Annotated in this window: 12 protein-coding genes; 10 read left to right on the top strand and 2 right to left on the bottom strand. The window is 41.1% G+C overall.

Annotation, left to right across the window (positions count from 1 at the left end; genetic code table 11):
- The first annotated feature begins 16 nt into the window (after nucleotides 1-16).
- The 5 genes from BUA88_RS10840 (at nucleotide 17) to BUA88_RS10860 (ending at nucleotide 9,667) form a co-directional block, all read left to right on the top strand.
- Complete coding sequence (locus BUA88_RS10840; protein WP_072917740.1) at nucleotides 17-1,324, top strand: ABC transporter ATP-binding protein; 1,308 nt, start codon at nucleotides 17-19, stop codon at nucleotides 1,322-1,324.
- 16 nt (nucleotides 1,325-1,340) lie between these two features.
- Nucleotides 1,341-1,829: a hypothetical protein gene (locus BUA88_RS10845; protein WP_072917743.1), complete on the top strand. Its 489-nt coding sequence runs from the start codon at nucleotides 1,341-1,343 to the stop codon at nucleotides 1,827-1,829.
- Between the two features lie 3 nt (nucleotides 1,830-1,832).
- Complete coding sequence (locus BUA88_RS10850; protein ID WP_072917746.1) at nucleotides 1,833-5,363, top strand: rhamnan synthesis F family protein; 3,531 nt, start codon at nucleotides 1,833-1,835, stop codon at nucleotides 5,361-5,363.
- A complete protein-coding gene (locus tag BUA88_RS10855; RefSeq protein WP_072917749.1) occupies nucleotides 5,363-7,810 on the top strand; it encodes a glycosyltransferase family 2 protein in 2,448 nt (815 codons plus the stop codon). Before BUA88_RS10850 ends, BUA88_RS10855 begins: the two co-directional genes overlap by 1 nt.
- A 192-nt stretch (nucleotides 7,811-8,002) precedes the next feature.
- Nucleotides 8,003-9,667 (top strand): methyl-accepting chemotaxis protein, encoded by a 1,665-nt coding sequence (locus BUA88_RS10860; RefSeq protein ID WP_072917753.1) that lies wholly within the window; start codon nucleotides 8,003-8,005, stop codon nucleotides 9,665-9,667.
- 54 nt (nucleotides 9,668-9,721) lie between these two features.
- Here BUA88_RS10860 and BUA88_RS10865 read toward each other — a convergent pair whose 3' ends face one another.
- A complete protein-coding gene (locus tag BUA88_RS10865) occupies nucleotides 9,722-11,335 on the bottom strand; it encodes an LTA synthase family protein (RefSeq protein ID WP_083572494.1) in 1,614 nt (537 codons plus the stop codon).
- Nucleotides 11,332-12,405: an acyltransferase family protein gene (locus BUA88_RS10870; protein WP_072917757.1), complete on the bottom strand. Its 1,074-nt coding sequence runs from the start codon at nucleotides 12,403-12,405 to the stop codon at nucleotides 11,332-11,334. Before BUA88_RS10870 ends, BUA88_RS10865 begins: the two co-directional genes overlap by 4 nt.
- Before the next feature lie 154 nt (nucleotides 12,406-12,559).
- Between BUA88_RS10870 and BUA88_RS10875 the strand changes: the two genes are divergently transcribed.
- From BUA88_RS10875 to BUA88_RS10895, 5 genes are all read left to right on the top strand, one after another.
- Complete coding sequence (locus BUA88_RS10875; protein ID WP_072917761.1) at nucleotides 12,560-13,633, top strand: acyltransferase family protein; 1,074 nt, start codon at nucleotides 12,560-12,562, stop codon at nucleotides 13,631-13,633.
- A gap of 8 nt (nucleotides 13,634-13,641) precedes the next feature.
- On the top strand, nucleotides 13,642-15,483 hold the full coding sequence (locus BUA88_RS10880) for a glycosyltransferase family 2 protein (RefSeq protein WP_072917766.1): 1,842 nt from the start codon (nucleotides 13,642-13,644) through the stop codon (nucleotides 15,481-15,483).
- Nucleotides 15,484-15,573: 90 nt separating this feature from the next.
- Entirely contained in the window at nucleotides 15,574-16,998 is a 1,425-nt protein-coding gene (locus BUA88_RS10885) for a sugar transferase (RefSeq protein ID WP_072917770.1), read from the top strand.
- On the top strand, nucleotides 16,998-18,395 hold the full coding sequence (locus BUA88_RS10890; protein ID WP_072917774.1) for a glycosyltransferase family 2 protein: 1,398 nt from the start codon (nucleotides 16,998-17,000) through the stop codon (nucleotides 18,393-18,395). The genes BUA88_RS10885 and BUA88_RS10890 overlap by 1 nt, the downstream gene beginning before the upstream one ends.
- A 137-nt stretch (nucleotides 18,396-18,532) precedes the next feature.
- Nucleotides 18,533-20,080 (top strand): LCP family protein, encoded by a 1,548-nt coding sequence (locus BUA88_RS10895; protein WP_083572495.1) that lies wholly within the window; start codon nucleotides 18,533-18,535, stop codon nucleotides 20,078-20,080.
- Nucleotides 20,081-20,088: the final 8 nt, after the last annotated feature.

A 20,088-nucleotide genomic window follows, 5' to 3' on the forward strand; every position in this document is an offset into this window, starting at 1 on the left:
CAACATAGGAGACGATATGAGCGATTACGTTATAGAAGTTAATCATGTAGACAAGGTCTACAAGCTTTTCGATAGTAACAAGGCCAGAGTAGCTGATACCCTTGGCCTCACAAGAAAGAAAAATTATAAGGAGCATTATGCTCTTAAAGATATGTCCTTTGCGGTAAAGCAGGGAGAATGTGTGGGACTTATCGGTACTAATGGTTCTGGAAAGTCCACTATTTTAAAGATTATTACAGGCGTACTTTCACCAACAAAAGGTAATGTACACGTAGATGGTAGAATATCAGCTTTGCTTGAGCTTGGAGCCGGTTTTAATCAGGAATACACAGGAATTGAAAATATATATTTGAACGGCACTATGCTTGGCTACAGCAAGGAAGAAATCGATGCTAAGCTTGATGATATCCTTAACTTTGCAGATATTGGAGACTTCGTTTTCCAGCCAGTTAAAACATACTCTTCAGGTATGTTTGTCCGTTTAGCATTTGCAGTAGCAATTAACATCGATCCAGAAATTCTCATCGTAGATGAGGCGCTTTCTGTAGGTGATGTTTTTTTTCAGGCAAAGTGCTACAAGAAGTTCGAGGAGTTCAAGGCGGCAGGAAAGACAATCCTTTTCGTATCCCACGATTTGGGAGCTATCAGCAAATACTGCGACAGAGCAGTTCTCATCAACAAGGGTGACAAGGTGGCAGAGGGCACACCAAAGGATATGATTGATATCTATAAAAAGATTCTTGTTGGTCAGGAGCCAGTCCTTTCTAGCAAGGTGGATTTGGCAGATGCTTTTAATACTGATGGTGCAGATGGTAGCCAGCCAAAGCAGGCAGGCGCTACAAACTGGAAATCAAACTACCAGCTTAACCCAAATGTTAATGAGTACGGCGATGGCAGAGCCAGCATCGTTGATTTTGCAGTTATCGATGACAATGGTAATTATACCAACGCCATTATGAAGGGCAGCACCTTTACAGTTAAGTCAAAGGTGCACTTCAATACAGATATTGAAAATCCAATCTTTACACTTACATTCAAGACTCTTAAGGGAATCGATGTAACAGGCACAAACACCATGTACGAGAAATGCGACGTGGGCCTTTGCAAGGAGGGCAGCGAATATGTGGCTACCTTCACACAGAAGATGGATATGCAGGGAGGAGAGTACCTGATGTCTATCAGCTGCACGGGCTATGATGGTGTGGATTTCGTGGCATATCACAGACTTTACGACGTAATGAATATCACAGTAGTTAGCACTAAAAACACTGTTGGATATTACGATATGAATTCAAAGGTTACGGTAACAAAAGTTAAAGATTGATTTAAGGAGTGAGCCTATGATACAAGAAAAGTATAATAGACAAATCTTTGAAGCAGGAACCATTGATGCTATTGAGAATCTTAGCCATATGCGAAGCAACGTGCTCTCCCCTGTGGGTATCACAAAAGGAGACAGCGTGCTTATCATAGAACCAGACTGTGAGTCGCTAGTTGAGTGGCTTCAGGAACAGGCTGCCCATGTTACTGTGGCAATGGAGGATTCTATAGAAGATGTTAAAGAAAGATTTAATATCATAATTAATCTGGGACATCTTTCAGAGACGCCTTCCACCTTAAAGAAACACCTGTCAGAGGGCGGCAGACTTGTCTATGCATTCGCAGAAAAGGACAGGCTTTCAAGTTTTGTTAAGAACCTTTTGAAGGAAGCGGGCTTCAATGACATCACTACATTCAGAGTGAGCCCTGATTATCTATTCACTACAGAAATATATGCAGAGGATTATTTAGGGGGAGGAGCAGGCGATTACCTGCTCATTGCTAAATAAAAAATGGAACGATTACTATACGAGAAGCTCTCCAATGAGAGAAACCCAAAATACAACATCATCACAGATATTGTGGAGCGTGACGGCACAAAGGTTGTTGTGAAAAGGCCCTACGACTCAGAGGCTGTGGGACATATTCATAGAGTATTTGATAGCTACAGAGGCTTGCAGGAATTGCTGCAGGGCTCTGATTTTTGCGTAAATGACAGTAAGCTTGTGGGGGATTCCATCGAAAGTGAATTCCTGGAGGGACAACATCTTACAGCTGCTGATGCAGAGGATTTTCTTGCAGCAGTAAAGAGCGCCTTTATACCAAAGGCTACTGAGTTTGTTAGTACTCCAGAGTTCGAGGAGGTATTCGGACAGGTGGATTTGCCTAGAGGAGTGCTTGCATGCAAATTCTTAGATATAGATTTAATTTTTGACAACATTATTAAAACCGATAAAGGTTGGCAGATTATTGATTACGAGTGGACTTTTGATTTTCCTGTGCCAATCAATTACATGCTTTATCGTGTGGTTAAATTCAGCGAGCTTCCTGGTAATCTTGTGGCTATCTCTGATGCTGAAAAGGCGGAGTACCAGAAGATGGAGAATCACTTCCAGAGCAAATACTGTTTCAAGAATGTGAAGAACCTCAAGGAGCTTAGAGAACACGCCGAGGGACGTAGCAAGACAAGTACAGATTTCGCCCTTGCCAGTCGTGATTATCAGATAAAGCAGCTACAGGAGCTTATAGCTGCTAAGGATGTTCATATTAGAAATATCGAGGCTGTAAACGAGCAGCTTCGCACAATATATGACAACACAGTTAATACTAGAGGATATAAGACTTTGGAGAGCATTCGTGCTTTCAAGGCATTTTTAACAGGCAAGCCAAGCCCTGAAAGAGATGCTAAGAAGGCTGAGAAGGAAGCCAAGAAGGCAGCTAAGCTTGCAGCAAAGGAAGCTAAAAAGGCTGCAGCAAGAGGAGAAGAAGCACCTTCTGTTGCTGTGCATCTTCATCTGTTCTATGTGGATTTGCTTCCAGAGTTTGTAAGCTATTTTTCAAATATTCCATTTCGCTTCGATCTTTATATTTCATGTCAGCCAGATGCTGATGTAAATGTGATTAAGGCGGGGCTGAAGGATCTTAAAATGGCTAATAAGATAGTGGTTCGACCTCTTCAGAACAGAGGAAGAGATCTTGCACCACTTTATGTAGCCTTTGCTGAGGAGATAAAGCAGCACGATTATTTCCTTCATGTGCACAGTAAGAAGTCACTTTACTCAGGACAAGAAAAAGGGGGCTGGAGACAGTTCTCGTTAGAGATTTTATTAGGCTCTCCCGAGAAAGTTAATTCTATATTTGATTTATTTAAGAATAAAAATGCAGGTTTGGTATACCCAGATATTCATGAAGAGGTACCTATGATTGCCTACTCATGGCTTGCAAATGCAGGCTTGGGACAGCAGCTTTTTGCAGAATATAACCTAGGTGATATGCCTTCTGTATTCAACTACCCAGCAGGTTCATTCTTCTGGGCTCGCACAGATGCTTTGAAGCCAATCTTCGACCACGGCTATACCTACGAGGATTTTCCAGAGGAAGCGGGCCAGACAGATGGCACACTTGCTCATGCATTAGAACGTATCCTTCCATTCATTTCAAGAAAGCAGGGATATGATGATTTCATCCTTTATTTAGAGGATAAGGATACACAGGTTAATAAGAGTCTTCGTCCATTCTTCAATACTTTCAAGGTGGATAAGGAGCTTCTTATTATGAAGCTTTCTGCATACGAGACTATTTCATTTGATATTTTCGATACACTTATCACCAGAACGGTTTATGAGCCTGATGATGTGTTTAGAATCGTGGAAAAGACCATCTACAATAAATATGGTAAGCAGGTGGATTTTGTGAAGCTGAGAAAGTCAGCTGAGGCAGCTGCTACAGCTATGTATGGCGCTCTTACCACTATCGACAAGATTTACGTGGAGGTTTCTAAGGACAAGATCATCGGCGATATCGCCATGGATATAAAGAAGCTTGAAATTGATGTGGAGACAGCAGTGTGCATCCCTCGAAAGGACATGGTGGAGATTTACAACGCCCTCAAATCCATGGGTAAGCGTGTAATCCTTGTTAGCGATATGTATCTTAACCGCGTGGAAGTTGTGGGATTATTACACAAATGCGGCATAGCATATTATGATGAGCTGTTGATTTCATGTGAGGTAGGAGCCCGTAAGGATGACGGTTCTATGTGGAATCTTGTGCTTGCTAACGTGCCTGCAAACACTTTTATTCATGTGGGAGATAATTTCCGTTCAGATTCCCAGATTCTCATGGATAGACATGTGGCTACACACATTGTGCTGAATCCTAGAGATTTACTGGCACTTTCTGATTTTGCTTACTTTGATAAGCTTGCAAAGAGAAGCCTGGCTGATTCTGTAGTGGTAGGACAGGCGGTAAACGGAGGTATTTTCAATTCTCCATTTGCTTTTGATACTCAGGGACAGCTTCACTTCAAGAACATGTATGACATGGGCTACACCACCATGGGACCGCTTATGGCCCGCTTCGTGGAGTGGATAGTCGATGAAAATAAAAAGAGCGGCGAGAGATTGCTTCTATTGGCTCGCGAGGGCTATATGCTTGAACAGCTTATCCGCGGCTACTGTCAGGGAAAGGGCATAGAGGTTCCAGATATTCACTATTTCCTTACATCCCGTAGAGCCTGTGCTGTGCCAGCTCTTGAAAATGATGAGGATATAAGAGAGCTTATTTCTCAGAAATATCAGGGAAGCTTAAGCAATCTTCTTGTAGAGCGCTTCGGACTTAAGCTTCATGCTGATGATGCTGACCGTGAGTTTGATTATGAGACAAAGCCTGAGGATTTGATGGCAGCATTAGAGCCATATAAGGCAGAGATTTTTGCAAAGGCGGCGACAGAAAAGACTGCATATTTGAACTATGCAGGCGATTTCATTGCCACATCTAATGATATAGCAGTTGTTGATGTGGGATTTTCAGGTACAATCCAGTATTTCCTGATGAAGCTCACAGGACGTGACATCAGAGGACACTACCTGGCTCTTCATTCAAACAAGCCAGAGCGAATCGGTGGTAAGGCAGATGCAATCTTTGAAATCAAGGATAAACGTCTTATCGACGACAGCAAGCTAATGAGATACCAGCTGTTCCTTGAAAATGCATTATCTGCACCATTTGGACAGCTTATTAATTTCACCATGGAAAATGGCAAACCAAAGCCTAGCTTCAAGGGAGACGAATTCGTAAGTGAGGATGTTAAGCAGCTCCAGAAGGGCATTTTGGATTATGTAATCCAGTATGCCATCTCAACAAAGCACATGGCTGGCCAGCAGGTGACAGATTCGGCACTTGTAGAAGATTTATTCTATGATATAATTGCAGCTGGCACATTGACACCTGAGATAGCAGAATGCCTCACTGTGGAGGATGGCTACTCACGTGGTGGAGTGCAGAGATTTGATGTAGAAACCGGTACATGGAAGGTTGATTAATGAGAGATACATTTAATGTGGTATTTATCAGATACCATCTAACAAAGAAAAATACATTATTGTTCCAGGGCTTTTACCCTTTCGACAACCCTAAGGGCTATGACCTTGTGGCCCAGATGAACGGAAAGCCTTACAAGATGGACATTACTATCAACGAAGGTAATGAGGTTCGCCGCCGCTACATTGCAGCTCACAAGAGTGTTTCAAAGGAATATGTGGGTGAGATTGCGCTTCCTGATAATTTAAAGGACGTGAAGTCTTTACAGCTCATTTGTGTTCTTGGTGATACAAGAAGTGTTGTTTACAAGGCTACAGGCCGCGACCTTGAAAAGCTTAAGAAGGAATATGAGTACAATCTTGAGCGCGCAGCGGTTACAGATGACAAGATTCAGATTCTCGGCTGGGCAATCGGAAACGTTCCAGAGGAGTTCCATCTTTACGATGGCAATACAGAGATTCCAATTTCTGTAAAGCGTATGTTCCGCAAGGATGTTTACGGTGTTTACCCTGAGCTTACAGAAAAGTGCGATTCAGGTCTTGAAATCGTTTTTGATAAAGGTAATTATAAGAAGCTTCGCCTTACAATCACTGCAAATGGGCAGGTTTACGATTGCAAGGTAGATACAGCTCACGTACTTACAGGTGGAAATCTTCTCCCAAAGAAGACTTTGTGGGAGCGTATCGAGCTTTACCGTCAGGACAACGGACTTAGCGCTACTATCAAGCATGCAATTGATAAATTTAAGAATGCTGATGCGCCAAAGTACACATATATGGATTTCCTTACAAGCTTCGGCCCTACAGAGGTTGAGCTTCAGCGTCAGCGTGATGAGAAGTTTGAGTACAATCCACTTATGAGTATTGTGGTTCCAATGTATCAGACTCCAGAGAAGTTCCTTGTGGAGCTTGTGGATTCTATCGTTGCCCAGACTTACGCTAACTGGGAGCTTTGTCTTGCAGACGGAAGCCCTGATGACAGCATCGGCAAATTTATTGAAAAGAAGTACGGCGACGACAGCCGTATCAAATACACACACCTTAAGGCAAACCTTGGTATTTCAGATAATACAAACGCTGCTATTGCTCTTGCTGCAGGTGATTATATCGTGCTTTCAGATCATGATGATACTCTTGCTCCAAATGCAATGTACGAGTGCGTTGCTGCAATCAATAAGGACCGCAGCATCGACGTTATCTACACTGATGAGGACAAGATTTCAATGGACTCAAAGGAATACTTTGAGCCAGTGTTCAAGCCAGATTACAACTTAGATTTACTTTGCTCAGTAAATTATATCTGTCATCTTTTCATCTTCAGAAGAGATATTTATGAGAAGGTGGGAGCATTTAATAAAGAATATGATGGTGCTCAGGATCACGATTTCATTCTCCGCTGCTGCGAGGCTGCTGGAAATGTTTATCACGTTCCAAAGGCTCTCTATCACTGGAGAAGCCACGCTGCATCCACAGCTATGTCAGCAGAGAGCAAGCTTTACGCTTTTGATGCAGGTGTACGTGCAGTTCAGGCACACTATGACAGACTTGGTATCCCAGCCAAGGTCGAGCAGGATACATTCTACGGATGTTATCGCACAATCTATCAGTGGGATAAGGAACCACTTGTTTCAATCATCATTCCTAACAAGGATCACACTGATGATTTGGATAAGTGTATCAAGTCAATCGATGCAAAGAGCAACTATAAGAATATTGAATACATTATTGTAGAGAATAATTCTACTGAGCCAGAGACTTTCGAGTACTACAAGTCAATCGAAGGTCGCCCAGATGTTAAGATTGTTCGCTACGAGACACCAGGCTTCAATTTCTCTGCAATCAACAACTGCGGAGCAAAGGCAGCTAGCGGTGAGATGTATCTTCTATTAAATAATGATACAGAGATTATCAATGAGGGCTGTATCAGAGAGATGGTAGATGTTTGTCTTCGTCCAGACGTAGGTATCTGCGGAGCGCTCCTTTACTATCCTGACAACACAGTGCAGCATGCCGGTGTTGTAATGGGAATCGGCGGAATCGCAGGACATACCTTTGTAGGACTTGAGAGAAGCGAGCCAGGTTACATGTTCCGTGCAGTTACCACTCAGGATCTTTCAGCTGTTACAGCTGCCTGCCTGATGGTTCGCAAAGAAGTATTTGATGAGGTTGGCGGTCTTACAGAAGACTTGGCCGTTGCCTTTAATGATGTGGACTTTTGTATGAAGGTTCGCGATAAGGGATATCTTGTTGTTTACAATCCACATGCAGAGCTTTACCACTATGAGTCAAAGTCACGTGGATATGAGGACACAGGAGAGAAGGTTGCCAGATTTAATTCTGAGGTAGAGAAGCTTGAGAAGAGATGGCCAGATATCCTTGAAAAGGGTGACCCTTACTACAATCCAAACCTTTCAATACTTGACGGATGGTTCAGACTAAAAGAAGAATAAGGCTTCCCCTTGAGGTGAAAAATTAAATATATGCTAAGAGTAAAAAGTTATAGATTGAGTATCGATAATAAAATTGCATGCAATCTATAACTTTTTGTATATTTTTACTATAGTATATTGTGACGAAACTGTGTATATTACCTTTTGTTGTGTATTAACTATTAATTTAGACAAAACTTGAAAGGTAATATCATGAAGAAAGTTTCAGTAAAATCGGTTAAAGTAGTACTAATTGGCATGGTAATATTTACACTTGGTACTCTTGAATTAATCAATTTGTTTTTTGGTGGACAGAATTTGAGTAATGGTCTTGAGTACCAGACTATGCAGGGACTCAAGGCTGCATCTCTTACATATAAGCAGGTGCTAAATATAACAGAGCATAATGCAAACGTAGATAACTCTACTCTTGAGAAGGAGTTACATGACTCTACCGGATATGAGTACACATTCTTTCTTGGAAACAAGGTTGAGCGTACAACAATAGAAGGTGGTGAAGGCGGTGTCATTGAAGGTGAAATCGCCGATGCAGTTTTAAGTGAATATCAGACATATACTGATGCAAATACTGAGATTAATGGCGTAGATTACATGGTAGTTTACCAGCCACTTATTTATAACGATGTATGTTATGGAATGGCTTTTGTAGGTATGCCAAGGACTACACTTCTTTCATACATCAATAGCATGATGTTAAAGACATTAATAACAGGTCTTGTTGCAATGGCAATTGTTATTTCAATAGCTATATATGCAGCAGTTAAGCTTTCAAATGCTATTAAGGCAAATGTTGAGGCTATTAATCAGCTTTCTACAGGTGATTTATCAGTAAGAATTAATGAGAAGATTGTACGTAGACGTGATGAGCTTGGTCAGACAGCAAGAGCTATTATTTCTCTTGCAGATAAGCTTGGAGATGTAATTGGTAGTGCTAAGAATTCATCTTCAGAGCTTGATACATCAGCAGAGTACCTTTCAACTACAGCTGAGGCAATTTCTATGACAGCTGAGAACGTAACAAGTGCCGTAGATAATGTTGCTTATGGTGCTTCAAATCAGGCTGATTCATTACAGGATGCAGTCGCAAGTGTTGAAGAAATCAATGATGCTATCCAGAACATCACTGACAACACAAATCACATGAACAAGATTGCAGGTTACATGCAGGATAATTCTCAGACAAGCTCAGCTGCTTTACAGGAGCTTCAGGCTTCTACTGAGGAGACAATCAACGCAATCGAGGATATCGTAACTAAGATTGACAAGACAAATAAGGCTGTTGAGTCTGTAGTAGAGGCTGTTGCAATTATTGACTCTATCGCAGCTCAGACAAACCTTCTTTCACTTAATGCTAGTATCGAGGCAGCAAGAGCTGGTGATGCTGGTAGAGGCTTTGCAGTAGTTGCCAACGAAATTCGTGATCTTGCTGAGCAGTCAGCTACAGCTGCAAAGAATATTGAGGAAATCATGGGTGTTCTTTCTGCTGATTCACAGGCGACTATGACAAATGCTGGTCAGGTACAGGTATCAGTTGAGAAGCAGGGTGAGGTTCTTAACAGAACAATCGATGTTGTAAATGCTATGATTGGAAACATCGACGAGTCACTTGTTGTAACAAAGAAGATTGTTGAAAGCGTAGACCAGTCTGATAAGGCTACAAAGGTATTTGCTGATACAATCAATTCACTTTCGGCTATCTCACAGGAGAACGCAGCTAGCACAGAGGAAACTCGTGCTTCAATGCTTGAGCTTGCAGAGACAGTAAGCAAGCTTTCCGAGAAGGCAAACAACCTCAACGATATCTCTAAGATTCTTGAGAGAGAAATGTCTTACTTCAACGAGAAGCAGAGCGCGTAATATAGATAATAAAAAAAGAAGAACTTGCAGATTGCAGGTTCTTCTTTTTTATGTTTATCGTTCCGCTTCTAATGCGCTGAAGTATGCCAGTACTTGGCTTAGGAATTCTTCTTTTTCCAGTTCTTCAAGGTACCTGATTTTTCCATCCTCAGTGCTGATGAGATATGATGCATCGTAAAACATTCTGTCAAATGAACTGCTGGCATTTTTGTCGAAAAGACTGGTGCCAAGGAAATAGTTCTCCGTGTTGATGTCGAGATAATCTAAAACAGTAGGAGCGAAGCAAAGGGAGTTACGTCCATTTACGTTAATCTCCTGAGGCTTGATATCCTTGTGGTAAATGAATAGCGGCATCTCATCCAAATCAGTGCATTCGCGCTTGTGGTCTGGGAACAAATCTGTGTAGGACTGGTCCGCATAAGTGGAATGATCTGTTGTAAAAATAAGGATGGTGTTATCTGCTAGCTTAGAAGATTTAAAATCCTCCAAGAAGTAGTTAAACATCTGGTCGCAGTTGTAAAACTTATTTAAAAATCCGTTAGCGCCGTCGCCATACTGATACTCCTTTGAGTTGAAGGAAACGTGGGTACCAAAGGTGTAAATTCCAAGTAAGAAAGGCTCGTCGCTATCTTCCAGCTCGTGAGTTGTCTGCATGAGAAGTCTGTAGGCTTCGCCGTCTGTCATTCCTTCTGCAAGTCCGGTAACATTATCTTTATCTTCGATAATTTCATCAAAGCCAAGATTGTTCAAGTAAAGAGTAAACTCTTCGTTAAATGGTTCCGTATTTACGAATTTGGTTTTATATCCCTGCTCCTTTAAAACACTTTGAAGGGATACGAGATTGTTTGCTTTGTTGTCATCATCAAGCTTATAACCACTGTACAGCTGTCCCTGAACACCGCGGAGTGTAGGGAAGGTGTGGTTGTAATAGTTCTTGAATGAAATGCAGGATTTTTCGAATTCCTTCACACTTGGCATGATATTCCTGTCATCTTCAATGATGTTTGAGCTGAGGCCTTCTGTGAATATTATGATAATGTTCGGTTTTCCTGGTAAACGCTCTGGTTTGTTAACGCCATCCTCGAGAGAGTCTTTGTGGAACGTATTAAGTGCAACCTTAGGATCTGAGGCAGCTCGTTTTACGTGCTGGTAGCGAATTTGGTCAACAAAAATAGTAGCAAAGCTCTGAACAGGACTGAATCTTTTGTACTCGATATTGACTGCAACTTCTGCAATAAGAAGAGCGGTGATTATGTAAAGGATAATTCTCTTATTAAGCTTTACTACAGATTTTCCTGGAAGGAAAATGATGGCAAGTGCCAAAACTGTTCCTAAGATGTAAGCAACTGCGCGACCGCCTAAATCCTGCAGGAACTTAACATTTTTAAGCATGGTCAGTGTAACGTAGCTGTTACCAAAATAAAGCACTGTCATCTGTCCTACATAGATGAAGAACAAAATGCATGCAATGGCGCGGTACCATTTGTTTTTGTCGATTATTAGATTGTAAATAAAGAAAATCAGTGTCAGCTCAGCCAACCCAACGATGCAGTAAGTGATAATGTGGGTAGTGGAGTAGGTCATGAAAGAGAGGACAGTGGCCAATACAAATTTTATTATGGTAAAAAAACTTCTTCTAAAGTCTTTATCTTTCATTCGAGAAATCAATTCAGGAACTCCTTTGTCTTGTTAATAAGTGGCTGTTCCACGTATGTATAGATTGCCATGGACATGGCTAGTGAAAGCAGATAAACCACAAGGAAAACTCTGTAAGCTGAAAGCTGTGTGAAATGAAGCATCAGCATGAAATGAAGCAGGTACATAGAGAAGCTTACATTTCCGATAAGAGTGAAAAGCCTGTTGCCCAAAAATCGGCGCAGGATATTGTCCTCTGAAAGAAGGCACAAAATCATAATGGCACCCCCTGCCATATATGTGATGAGTACAGGATACTCCCAGCCAACGTGGAAGCCTGTGAATTTAGAATCCAGAAGGGACAAAACCTGGTCTGAGCTAATAATAGTAAGTGCCAGGCAGATAACTACATAGATGGAGCCAACCCATTCAAGAGTGTGTGATGCGCCATCTGAAACTGTTGGTGCAATCAGCTTCACAATCCTAAGCAGGTAAGCGAAAGCCATACCTACAATAAAGAGCCAGAGCCTCAGTGGAGATGGATATCCATTTCCAGAAAGGAACAGGGCTGGTGCCATAGGTAAAAGCTGGTAGCTTACGAATACAAGCAGATTAAGTAATACAAAAACTGCCACATTCATCTGAAGTGCATTTAGCTGGAGCTTGCCAAGAAGCTTTTTGAATACTGCGATAATCAAAATCACAAATGGTGCAACCAGATAGAAAAATATTTCCTGCTGGAGGAACCAAAGGTGGTTTTTACTCTTAATGAAAAACATATTTAGTAGCAGACTGTTGTCTGAACGGAAATCTCTGAAATCGAAAAATGCTAATCCCCAAGTGGCGAAAAACATACATAGCCAGCAGGCTGGAATGATGCGAACCAGGCGCTTGATATAGTAACGGCCAAATTCCTTTGGAGCGAAATATCTGAATTCATAATCATCCTGTATAAAAGGCTGACAAACAAAAAATCCGCTCATGGCAAAGAAAATGTTATTTCCTAGTCCGCCCTGAGACAAAAAGCCGCAATGGGAAAGGATGATGAGGGTAATTGCCCAAAATCTGAGTCCCTGAATTGCGTTGTTTTTGGACTGTTTCATTTATATAATTCCCTTCAAAATATAGTGGTAAAAATCAAAATTATTTCATTGTGATTATACTATAGTGAGTACCGAAAAAATAGGTAAATTTGTATGTACTCTGGGTATATGATAAAATGACTCCGTTAAAATGAATATAATAAGGAACTAATTGATGAATAATAAATGTACGTTAGATTCCCTATCTCAGGGAACTGATAACAATTTGAATCTAGTGAGATTGGTTGCTGCTATGCTGGTTATGTACATGCATTCCTTTGCACTTTGTCAGGCTAATCTGGAGTCAGATTTGATGTACACCCTCACTTTCCACAAGGCGCTTTCGGGCCAGGTGGGAGTGGATATATTCTTTGTTATCAGCGGATTTTTGATTTATAGAAGCTATGACCGTAGCAATAAAATTGGTAAATATTTAAAGGCTCGTTTTCTTAGAATATGGCCACTTTTGGCACTGTTTGTTCTTTCTACGGCCTTTATTTTTGGCCCTATGTTTACCACCCTTTCAAAAAAGGAATACTATGCTGGAGATATAAAAGGGTATTTGATGAATCTGGTATTTATATCATCTCAGACAAGACTTCCGGGGGTGTTTGCAAATCACATTAATCAAAGTTCAAACGGAAGTATCTGGACTCTTCAGTATGAAGTGATTTGTTATCTGCTGGTCCTTTTGATGGTGCCACTTTTAAGAAAATTTAAAAAGCTGATTTTTGTGATAATCGGCGTGTCAGCGGCAATATATTTATTCTTTAGCTATGGCTGTACTACCGATACTTTTCTTGGTATTTCAAAGACTCCATTTATAAACTTTGGACGTCTTACAATGCAGTTTGAAGTAGGCGTGCTTTACTACGTTTATAGAAAAAAAATTACCATGTCTCGCAAGAAGTTTTTGATAGCTGTTGCAGGACTTATTGCGGGCTCATATATCATGGATTATGAAATCGTATTTGCGATATTTGGAGCTTATATAGTTTTATATTTAGGCTTCAATTATTACAGCATTTCGAAGCTCTACAATAAGGTTGGAGACATCAGCTACGGTGTCTATATCATGTCGTTCTTCGTTCAGCAGCGTGTTATAGAGTGGCTGGGAGAAATACCTTATGGCTACCGCGCTTATTACATGGATACCTACACTAACTTTTGGGTGTCTGTATTGATTGTTGTACCACTGGCGCTGATTAGCTGGCATTGTTTTGAAAAACAATTATTAAAACTTAAATAGGGATAATTATGAACAAGATAAAAGAGTACAAAGAACCAACAAATAAAATTGAAAAGGGACTGATGTATCTTCAGCACTACGGTGTTCGTAGAACTGTTACTAAGACCTTCTTAAAGGCTATTGGCCATGATCAGGAGCACTATAGCTATCGCAAGTTTTTGAAGGCTCATCCTGTTACTGAAGAGGAGCTTGATAAGCAGCGTCATACCGTATTTACGTATAATCCTGTCATTAGTATCGTAATTCCTCTTTATAATACACCGGAAAATTTTCTCATAGAGCTTATCCAGTCATTTACGGCTCAGACCTACCCAAACTGGCAGCTTTGCCTTGGTGACGGCAGCCCAAAGGATGGATTGAAGGATATCATTTTAAAAGCTACCGGTGGGCAGTGGGATGACAGAATTGTGTACAAGAAGCTGGAGGGTAACACAGGTATCGCCGGCAACACAAATGCAGCAATGGAGCTTGCTACAGGTTCCTTCATCGGCTTTACAGACCATGATGATCTCATCACACCTGATGCAATGTTTTATATTGCAAAGGCTCTTAATGAGGATAGCACTATTGAGGCTATCTATTCGGATGAGGACAAAATCGACATGGAGGGCAAGGAATATTTTCTTCCTCACTTTAAGTCAGATTTCAATCTTGACCTTTTGTGCTCACATAATTACATCACTCATCTTTTCGTTGCAAGAGCTGACTTGGTAAAGGCCAGTGGCGGCATCAAGTCAGAGTTCGATGGGGCACAGGACCACGATTTTGATTTAAGAATTCTTGAGCAGTGCAAGAATATTTACCATATTCCAAGAGTGCTTTATCACTGGAGAACTCACCCACTTTCTACAGCGGATCACCCAGAGGCAAAGATGTATGCCTATGAGAATGGTCGTCGTGCAGTGGAGGAGCACTACAAGAGAATTGGCGTGCCAGCCCGTGTGGAGCTTGATACTCATTTGGGTTATTACCGCACAATCTATGAGTGGCCAGACACACCACTTTTATCGATTGTAATTCCTAATATGAATCACTGCAGAGATTTGCAGCAGTGTATCGACAGCATCACTGAACACACTGATTACAAGAATATTCAGTTTGTAATCGTTGAAAATAATTCTGATGAGCCAGAGCTTTTTGATTATTATAAGGAGCTTGAAATCAGAACAGATATCAATGCCAAGGTGGTTGATTTCACAAAGGATTATCCTGAGACAAAGGGAGATTTCAACTTCTCGAAGCTTGTGAATTATGGTGTCAGCCATTCAGATGGAGAGTACATTCTCCTTCTCAATAACGACACTCGTATGATAAATGAAAATGCCATTTCAGAGATGATGGGATTTGTCAGAAGAAATGATGTTGGTGCGGTTGGCGCCAGATTATATTACGGCAACAACACTGTGCAGCATGCCGGATTGATTTTAGGGCTCGGTGGAGTAGCTAATTCTCAGTTCCATGGAAGTGGAAGAGAGCAGGTAGGATATTTCTATAGAAGCACATGCGTGCAGGATTTATCTGCCGTTACAGGAGCCTGCCTCCTTACAAGCAAGGCTGATTTTGAAAGTGTCGGCGGATTTGATGAGACATTGGCAGTGGCATTTAATGATGTGGATTACTGTCTGAAGCTTAGAGCAAAGGATTTACTTTGTGTCTATACACCATTTTCAGAGTGGTATCATTTGGAGTCTATAAGCCGCGGCTTAGACCACGATGATCCTGCTAAGAAGGCTCGCATGGACAAGGAGACAGAGTATTTCATGTCAAAGTGGAAGGATGTGTATGAGAAGGGGGATCCATACTACAATCCAAATCTTTCACTTACAAAATTTGACTACTCATTTGAGTAGATAATGAGGTCAATAACATTTATAATATAAGATAATAACTTACTTGGGGAAGTAATCGGGTTTTACTATAAATGTATTGGGAGAATTGCCTTGTACAAGAAAAAGAAGCGCTCGTGGGTAAAGCATCTTGACTTTATTCTGCTGGACATGTTGGCTGCAGAAATTGCACTGTTCGTGGGTGTTTTTGTTAAATTCGAAGGTGCAATTATTTTTGTCAGCAGATTTGACCATTATCCTTTATATGAAGATATGGCCATGCTGTTGCCATTTATAGATTTGGCAGGAGTTCTTTTTACAGAGACTTACACGGGTATTTTACGACGAACAAAATATCAGGAAGCTATTTCTACCATTGGTCATTGCCTTGTAAATATACTTGGGATTTTGTTATACATGCAGGCAATGCAGACCACATTCTTCTACTCAAGATATGCTCTTGCTGTAGCAGGTGTGGCAATGGTAATCATTTCCTATATATTTAGATGCGGATGGAAGCGTGTTATCCGCAAAAGAATGCTGCAGGATGTCAATAAGACATCCCTTATTGTGGTGGCTGAATCTACCACTGTGGATGCCTGCCTGGAGGATCTTGCCCACAGTCCATATTACGAATTTAAGGTAAATGGTGTGGCTGTGGTTGATAAGGATATGACAGGCCAAGAGATTCAGGGAATTCCTGTTGTGGCTTCTGCAGACACTTTATTTGAATATCTTAGAACCAACGTTGTGGACGAGGTTTTCCTTGATGGCAATACAAGAGCTAGCGAGGAGACTTTAGCAGGACGTTTGGTTGAGCAGGGACTGACAGTTCATGTATCCCTTATTCACACAGACAATCTTATGCCAAACAGAATAATGGAGACCTACGGGCATTATGTTGTGCTCACAACCAGCATGCATATCGCAAACAATCGACAGGCATTTTGTAAGAGACTTGGCGATATTTTAGGTTCAATAATTGGACTGGTTTTCGTGGCAATTGCTTTCATCATTTTTGCTCCTATTATAAAATATCAGTCGAAGGGGCCAGTATTTTTCAGCCAGACTCGAATTGGTAAGAACGGACGAAAGTTCAAATTTTATAAATTCAGAACCATGTATATGGATGCTGAGGAGCGAAAAAAAGAGCTGATGGAGCAGAATGAAATTAGTGGAAATATGTTTAAGATGGAAAATGATCCTCGAATTATACCTATTGGAAAATTTATGAGAAAGTATTCAATCGATGAGCTGCCTCAGTTCTGGAATGTTTTGAAAGGGGACATGGCAATTGTTGGAACCCGTCCACCTCTTGAAGATGAGTATGAAAATTATGCACTTCATCATAAAGCACGACTTTCAATTAAGCCGGGGCTCACAGGAATGTGGCAGGTCAGCGGACGAAGTGACATCACTGATTTTGAGGATGTGGTGGCACTGGATACCCAGTACATTTCCAACTGGTCGCTGATGCTGGATTTGAAGATATTGATTAAAACTGTTGCTGTTGTACTTGGAGGAAAGGGGTCGAAATAATGAGCGACGCTTATTTTTCTCTGGTTGTATGGACTAACGATACTGACATGGACCAGTTTAAGGATATGCTGGAGTCCATCGACCAACAGGATTATCGTGAATTCGAATTGTATATCTTGGATAATAACCCAAGCAACGAGCTGGAAGTGACTATAAAGGAGTTTTTCCCAGATATCGTTGATAAGGTTCATTATCGCCGTCTGAAAAAGAAGAATGGTGGAGCATATTCCTATAATATAGGGATTCATTTTGCTGAAGGCTCGCATCTGGTTTTTCTGGGGCAGCATGATCGACTGAGCGGTAATACCCTGAGCTCTTTTAATGAAAAAATACAGACCATGGAGAGCGATGCCTACATTATATACAGTGATCATGATGAGCTGGTGGGACTGGACAGAATGAATCCACACTTTAAGAGTGATTTTAATAAGGAACTGTTTTTGCAGACAAATTATATAGGAGATTTTTTGTGTATATCAAAGGGACTTGTGAAACAGATTGGCGAGTTCAATGAGAAGGCGAAGTATTCCTATATATATGAATATATTTTAAGAGCGGCATTCAAGAAATTTGAAATCGCTCACGTACCATCTCTTCTTTATCATAAGAGAACATCTACGAAGGGAATGAATAGGGAAGAGAGAAAGGAAGCTGAATATTCTGCAAAGGAGCATTTGGCTTTAGCATTATCGTATTTACGTAATAATGGTGTGATATGTGATGGTCGAGTGGATCAGTCTTTTAAGAAGTGGCATATCGATTATGATGATACGAACTTTAGAAGATTCGGTAAGGACTACATGTTTTTACGTGAGGAGAATGTGCGCCTCTTTACAAGAAATAATGTTAAGAAGATGTATGGATATCTTTGTCAGCCAGATGTGGCTGTGGTAGGTGTGCGATTTTTAGGCAAAGGATTCACCTACGATAATGCGGGTTATATAATAGGAGAAGACGGAACTGAGTACCCTGCATTTCATGGTCAGCGAATCTTCAAAGATACATATGAAGGGCTTGGGAGTATGCCAAGAGATGTGGCGATGGTAGATGGTGGCTGTTGCCTCATTGATGCAAAGGTGTACAGAATGCTTCATGGTTTCGATAAGAATTTATCCGGACGTGATGCCATGCTTGATTTCTGCTTGAGAGCAAAAGCCAGGGGATACAGAACAGTGGTGGTGCCAAGAGTCATCGCCAGATATAAGGAGAAAAATAACGAGTCTACGCAGGAAAGCCATGAAAGACTTATGGAAAAACATGGTGATTACATTCAAAAGGGGGATGGGTTCTATAACAAGAATCTGCCAATTGGAGTAGAAAACTATATTCTTCCGGGTACTGAAACAGAAGAAGTGATAAAAGAAGAAACACAAGGAGACTTAAAAGAAGCAGAGTAATCTTTAAGAATTATTAAGAATTGGTGAGTTTCCTTGACAACCTATAAACCATTAGAGTAGACTAAACCATAATGCTGTCATGTAAAAATGGCAGCATAAAATTTTGGTAAAAATAAGAATGGAGAACATAAAGTAAGATGAGTAATTTTGATGATTACGATTTTGACTTGGATAGGGATTTCAATTCCCAGCGTGGAATTGATCTCGATGATGAATTAGATATGTACGATTATGATCCAGATGTTAGACGCAGACGTCCAGAGGGCAGCCGCCCATCAGGCGCTCGTCGTCCAGCAGGATCACGTCCTGCAGCTTCAAGAAGCAGCCAGCCACGTCAGGGCGCTCCAAGACGTCGCCCAGATGGAAGTCGTCCACAGCAGAGACGTCCAGAGGGCAGCCGCCCATCAGGCAGTCGCTCAGCCGGTTCGCGTTCAGGAAATGGCCGTCCTTCAGTGACACGTCCAGATGGCGGACGCGCATCTTCAAGAGCAACAGCTGACAGACGCAGCAGTCGCCCATCAAACAGCCGTCCAGCTGGAAGAAAGAATAGCAAGGCTGCACAGAAGAAAAAGAAAAGAAGAACAATTATTGTAGTCGAAATAGTTATCTTATTAATCCTTGCAATTGTTATTTTCTTATGGAGCAAATTTGGCAAGGTTAACTGGGACAACATCAATATGGAGCAGGTTAAGTCTAACGACCTTGATGCAGCTACAGAAGAGGTTCTTAGCAATTACAAGACCTTCGCTTTATTCGGTGTTGATAACCGTTCCAACGGAAATCTCGATACAGGTAACTCTGATGCTATCATTATTGTTTCTATTAATAATGATACAAAGGATGTTAAGATGCTTTCAGTACAGCGTGATACTTACCTTCAGGTTGAAAAGGATTTGTACCGCAAGTGTAATTATGCATACAATCATGGTGGTGTAGAGAGTGCTCTTGAGATGCTCAATACAAACCTTGATATCAAGATTGATGGATATGTATCAGTTGACTTCTATGCACTTGCAAAGATTGTTGATGATCTTGGTGGTCTTGATCTTGAGATTACACAGCGTATGATTACTACAGACAACGAAAAGACAGGTCAGAATGCTCTTGCAGGATACATCGCAGAGGTAGAAAATGTATTAAAGTATTATCCAGATGAAAAAGAATACTGGAAGTATTCAGACTGTTACTTTGATAAGCCAGGTACATATCACCTCAATGGTGCTCAGGTAGTTGGATACTGCCGTAACAGATATGCTGTAAATAATGACTACGGACGTGCAGAAAATCAGCGTAAAGTTATCAAGCTTATCGTAGAAAAAGCTAAGAAGGCAAACGTTAGTCAGCTTAATAAGATTGCTGATGACGTATTCCCTAAGATTTCTACAAGCCTTTCACTTTCACAGTGTGTAGGTATGGCTGCAGATGTCAGCAAGTACAATATGGCAGAGTCTTCAGGCTTCCCATTTGCACTTAAGACAAAGACAGTTAGCTCGAAGACAGGTAGTGTTGTAGTTCCATGTACACTTACATCAAACGTTGTTCAGCTTCATAAGTTCCTGTTTGAGCAGGAGGATTATGATCCTACTGAAGATGTTGATGCTATCAGTGACCACATCCAGTCTGAGACAGGATTTAGTGAATCAAGCGCTGAAATAAATCAAGCTATAGATGGTTCAGGTAACTAATCAATAGA

Origin of the sequence: Pseudobutyrivibrio xylanivorans DSM 14809 (assembly GCF_900141825.1) — a bacterium.
GTDB lineage: Bacteria > Bacillota > Clostridia > Lachnospirales > Lachnospiraceae > Pseudobutyrivibrio > Pseudobutyrivibrio xylanivorans.